At 62.8% G+C, this 3,237-nt stretch carries 4 protein-coding genes; 2 read left to right on the top strand and 2 right to left on the bottom strand.

Features of this window, described 5'->3' with window-relative positions; translation table 11 throughout:
• The coding region (locus EOA60_RS25340) for a GMC family oxidoreductase N-terminal domain-containing protein (protein WP_128312083.1) at positions 1 to 1,412 on the bottom strand (1,412 nt) is incomplete at its 3' end.
• Between the two features lie 187 nt (positions 1,413 to 1,599).
• Between EOA60_RS25340 and EOA60_RS25335 the strand changes: the two genes are divergently transcribed.
• Complete coding sequence (locus tag EOA60_RS25335; protein ID WP_066994459.1) at positions 1,600 to 1,995, top strand: acyl-CoA thioesterase; 396 nt, start codon at positions 1,600 to 1,602, stop codon at positions 1,993 to 1,995.
• A 478-nt stretch (positions 1,996 to 2,473) separates the two neighbouring features.
• On the opposite strand, the gene EOA60_RS25325 is transcribed toward EOA60_RS25335, so the two are convergent.
• Positions 2,474 to 2,842 carry a helix-turn-helix domain-containing protein gene (locus tag EOA60_RS25325; RefSeq protein ID WP_066994462.1) on the bottom strand — a complete coding sequence of 123 codons (369 nt, stop codon included), beginning with the start codon at positions 2,840 to 2,842 and terminating at the stop codon, positions 2,474 to 2,476.
• A gap of 92 nt (positions 2,843 to 2,934) precedes the next feature.
• Here EOA60_RS25325 and EOA60_RS25320 point away from each other — a divergent pair.
• Positions 2,935 to 3,237 (top strand): NADPH-dependent FMN reductase (locus tag EOA60_RS25320; RefSeq protein ID WP_164899521.1); only part of this gene is annotated, 303 nt, incomplete at its 3' end.

The following is a 3,237-nucleotide window of genomic DNA, read 5'->3' as shown; positions in this document are numbered from 1 at the left end:
GTGCCCGAGCGCTTCCTGAAATCCTGAATCAGATCGGCATCGGAAGTAATTGACGGACCAGGCAAAACTTCTTCCTCGATGATCTCGGCCATCGCCGGCATCGAGGCGATCTTGCGCACGAACTTCACCGCCGCCAGCATCTCGTCGACATCGGCGTTGGTCGAATAGGCGTTCGCCGTGATCTTCGGATAGTCGCGCGGATCCTTCGAGCGGATCATGATCTCGCCGCGACTCGACGGCCGGCAATTGGAAAGGCCGATGGAGAAGCCCGGCCACGGATCGGGCGTCAGGATCGGGCGCTCGCCGCTCTTGGGGATGACGGTCGAGAAGGCCTGGAAATAGAGCTGCATGTTCGGCCGCGCCATCGACGGGTCGGTGCGGAAGAAGCCGCCGGCATTGTTCATCGACAACGACAGCGGACCGGAACGCAGCAGGATGTACTGCATGCCCACCAGCAGCTTGCCCCACCATGGCCGCAGGATCTGGTTCAGCGTCGGCAGCTTGCCCTTGAAGGTGTAGTTGATGCCGACATGGTCTTGCAGGTTGGCCCCGACATTGTCGTTGGCGTGGACGACTGGGATGCCGAGATCGCCGAGCAGCGCCGACGGGCCCACACCGGAGAGCTGCAGCAGTTGCGGCGAGTTGATCGAGCCGCCGGAGAGGATCACCTCGCGGCCCGCGCGGACCCTCTTGGTTTCGCCGTTTTGCTGGTACTCGACGCCGACGGCGCGCTTGCCCTCGAACAGGATTTTCGTCGCCAGCGCGTTGGTCTCGACGCGCACATTGTTGCGCTTCATCGCCGGGCGCAGGAACGCGCGGGCGGCGGACATGCGGCGGCCGTTCCTGGTGGTGATCTGGTAGACGCCGACGCCCTCCTGGGAGGCGCCGTTAAAATCCGGATTTAACGGCAGTCCGGCCTGCTGGGCGGCCGCCAGATAGCGCTTGGTCAGCGGATGCACCGCATTCGAGCAATCGGTGATGTGCAAGGGGCCGCCGACCCCGCGCCATTGGTCGGCGCCGGCCTCGTTGTCCTCCAACGCTTTGAAAGCGGGGAGCAGGTCGTCATAGCTCCAGCCCGCATTGCCGGCGGCGGCCCAGGCATCGAAGTCCTCGCGCGCGCCGCGAATGAAGACCATGGCGTTGATCGAGCTCGAGCCGCCGAGCAGCTTGCCGCGCGGCCAGTGGTCGGCATTGTTGCCGAGGCCGGGATCGGGATCGGCCTTGTAGTTCCAGTTGACGGCCGGATCGAAGAAGGTCTTCCCGTAGCCGAGCGGCATCTGGACATAGAAACGGCGGTCGGTTCCGCCTGCCTCCAGCACCAGTACCGAAAAGCGGCCGGAAGCCGAGAGCCTTTCCGCGACCACCGAACCGGCCGAGCCGGAGCCGACGATAATGAAATGATAAGTCTGCATGATGCGCGGGCGGGCTCCGAGATCCGGGCTTAGCCTAGACATTGCCGGCTCACGTCGTCGCCGGGGCTTCCGGCATGGCTTGTGAAAAAAGCGACCGAGCCGCGACGCGTCCTTCGCCTTCAGCAAAGCTTGCGACATCGCGATGGCATTGGTACGGCTTCAGGAAGCAGCGGCTGGAGGACCCCTGATGGTGCACTACGCGGACGGCAAGCCGCTCGGCGACCTGACATTGAGGACGCTCGCCATGCCGTCGGATGCCAATGCCGCCGGCGACATATTTGGCGGCTGGGTGATGGCGCAGATGGACCTGGCCTGCGGCATCCGCGCGGCCGAACGGGCCAAGGGCCGTGTGGTGACGGCGGCGGTCAAGGAGATGTCCTTCGCCAAGCCGATGAAGATCGGCGACACGCTCTGCATCTACACCCATGTCGAGCGCGTCGGCCGCACCTCGATGACGCTCAAGGTTGAGGCCTGGGCGCAGCGTTATCTCGCCGACCTGATGGAGAAGGTCACCCATGCCGATTTCGTCATGGTGGCGCTCGACGGCGACGGCAAGCCGAAGCCGGTCCCAGCCGAAAGCTGACGGCGAACGATTCCCCGGACAGGCAAATTTGTAACAACTCTTGAGCGGGACGTGCGTCCGACGACAACCGATGGTTGCTTACGCACCCGACGGTGCGTGCCGCTGGAGGAAAGACAATGCGTCAACACATGCTGAACGGCTGGCTCGTGGCAGCCCTTCTCGCACTCACCTGCCTGCTCGGCATAACTGCCTATGTAGAAGTGAAAAAAGAGCTCCTGCGCACAGTGTGGATGCATGGCCTCGGGGCGGAGCAGAGTCAGGAAGCGATGTGCGCAGTCTGCTCCTTGGCGCCCCGTGGCAGTACCACTTCAAAAGCCTGAGTGCTCCTCTCAGGCGCGACCAAAGCCGTCAGGGTCGGGCGGGCATCAAGGTTGATGTGCCCTCGAATACGACAAGTCAAAAAGACACAACTGCAGACTCCTTGCGCAGTCAGCAACGCTGCGGAGCGATGCTCGCAACACGTTGCGCTTCAAGGCCTTCAGGGATGCTCGCCATCGAATTTCGCGCGCGCCGCGCGTACTCGATTGGTATTCTTTCGTGCCCATTCGCCGAGCGCGCCAACCGGCACCAGCAACTCGTGGCCGAGCTCGGTCAGCTCGTAATCGACGCGCGGCGGAATGGTCGGAAAAACCTTGCGCGTGACAAAGCCGTCCCGCTCCAGGCCGCGCAAGGTGATGGTCAGCATTTTCTGTGAGATGCCGCCGACGGCCGTGCGCAATTCATTGAAGCGCATCGGTCCGCCGCCCAGCTTGCCGACCACCAAAACGGTCCATTTGTCGCCGACCCGTTGCAGGATTTCCGATACGGCCCGGCAGTCCTCAGTGTTGTACGGGTGCCTCGGTAACAAAAATGTGCCTCCTTGTGCGCCACTTTGTCAGTATCACATATAGCGCCGGTATCCAAACGATACCGAAATTCCCCCGCAAGGAGAGCCCGCTTATGTCCAAACCCAAAATCGCCATTGTCGTCGGTTCGACGCGCGCCGCCCGCTTCGCCGACGTCCCGACGCAGTGGATCGCCAAGATTACCAAGACGCATGCCGATATCGACGTCGAAGTCGTTGATTTGCGCGACTGGCCGCTGCCGTTCTTCGATGAGGTCGCATCCTCCGCCTGGGCGCCGTCGCAGAACGAGGTGGCGCAGCGCTGGCAGAAGAAGGTCGCCGAGTTCGACGGCTTCATCTTCACCGCGGCTGAATACAATCACGCGCCGACCGCCGTCTTGAAGAACGCCATCGATTAC

It is taken from the genome of Mesorhizobium sp. M1A.F.Ca.IN.020.06.1.1 (assembly GCF_004023265.1).
Classification (GTDB): Bacteria; Pseudomonadota; Alphaproteobacteria; order Rhizobiales; family Rhizobiaceae; genus Mesorhizobium.
Note: the sequence above shows the minus strand (reverse complement) of the source record. Positions and strands in the feature narration are given on the sequence as shown.

Bases quoted from the DNA above. Each gene is read 5' to 3' on its own strand.
- EOA60_RS25335 (WP_066994459.1), top strand. From the start codon at position 1,600: ATGGTGCACTACGCGGACGGCAAGCCGCTCGGCGACCTGACATTGAGG.